The 1,180-nt window shown below is 35.8% G+C and carries 1 protein-coding gene; it reads right to left on the bottom strand.

Going from position 1 to position 1,180, the window contains the following annotated elements:
* Positions 1–18 precede the first annotated feature (18 nt).
* Positions 19–1,109, bottom strand: a protein-coding gene (locus FTU13_RS17340) for an IS4-like element ISAba1 family transposase (protein WP_085940648.1) whose coding sequence is annotated in 2 segments (ribosomal slippage) — positions 19–569 and positions 569–1,109 — 1,092 coding nt in all. Because the reading frame shifts where the segments join, the coding sequence is not laid out codon by codon here.
* Positions 1,110–1,180 lie beyond the last annotated feature (71 nt).

The raw sequence follows: 1,180 nt of genomic DNA, 5'->3' as shown, positions 1-1,180 counted from the left end.
CTCTGTACACGACAAATTTCACAGAACCCTTATCCTATCAGGATTCTGCTTTCTTAAAATTGCCAAAATTTCCTTAAACTCTTCTTTTTTCCCAAAACCAATTAAACGCTGAATCGCCATTTGAACATAGTCTAAACCATAGCGAAATAAACTCATTGAGAGTCGTCCATGCTTCTTTATTTTTATCGCTTTTTTTTGATTATGTTGCCATTCACCCGTTAAGTAACACCAACAGAAGCTTATAGCTAACACCGCAATCAATTTTTTCACTCGTCTAGGGTCTGTCAAGCGCGTATTTTCAAGATTAAACCCGCGTCCTTTGAGACAACTGAATAAGGTTTCAATTTCCCAGCGTAATGCATAATCCTGAATAGCATTGGCATTAAACTGAGGAGAAACGACGAGTAAAAGCTCTCCATTTTCTAACTGTAGTGCACTTATATATAGTTTCACCCGACCAACCAAAATCCGTCGTTTACGACATTCAATTTGACCAACTTTAAGATGGCGAAATAAATCACTAATTTTATGATTCTTTCCTAAATGATTGGTGACAATGAAGTTTTTTTAACACGAATGCAGAAGTTGATGTCTTGTTCAATTAACCATGTAAACCACTGCTCACCGATAAACTCTCTGTCTGCGAACACATTCACAATACGGTCTTTACCAAAAATGGCTATAAAGCGTTGAATCAAAGCAATACGCTCTTTCGTATCTGAATTTCCACGTTTATTAAGCAATGTCCAAAGGATAGGTATCGCTATTCCACGATAAACGATTGCGAGCATCAGGATATTAATATTTCGTTTTCCCCATTTCCAATTGGTTCTATCTAAAGTCAGTTGCACTTGGTCGAATGAAAACATATTGAAAATCAACTGAGAAATTTGACGATAATCAAAATACTGACCTGCAAAGAAGCGCTGCATACGTCGATAAAATGATTGTGGTAAACACTTGATGGGCAAGGCTTTAGATGCAGAAGAAAGATTACATGTTTGCTTTAAAATAATCACAAGCATGATGAGCGCAAAGCACTTTAAATGTGACTTGTTCCATTTTAGAGATTTGTTTAAGATAAGATATAACTCATTGAGATGTGTCATAGTATTCGTCGTTAGAAAACAATTATTGTGACATTATTTCAATGAGTTATCTATTTTTGTCGTGTACAGAG

It is taken from the genome of Acinetobacter sp. YH12064 (assembly GCF_013419735.1).
Taxonomy (GTDB): Bacteria; Pseudomonadota; Gammaproteobacteria; order Pseudomonadales; family Moraxellaceae; genus Acinetobacter; species Acinetobacter amyesii.
This window is presented reverse-complemented; position numbering and strand designations above follow the sequence as displayed.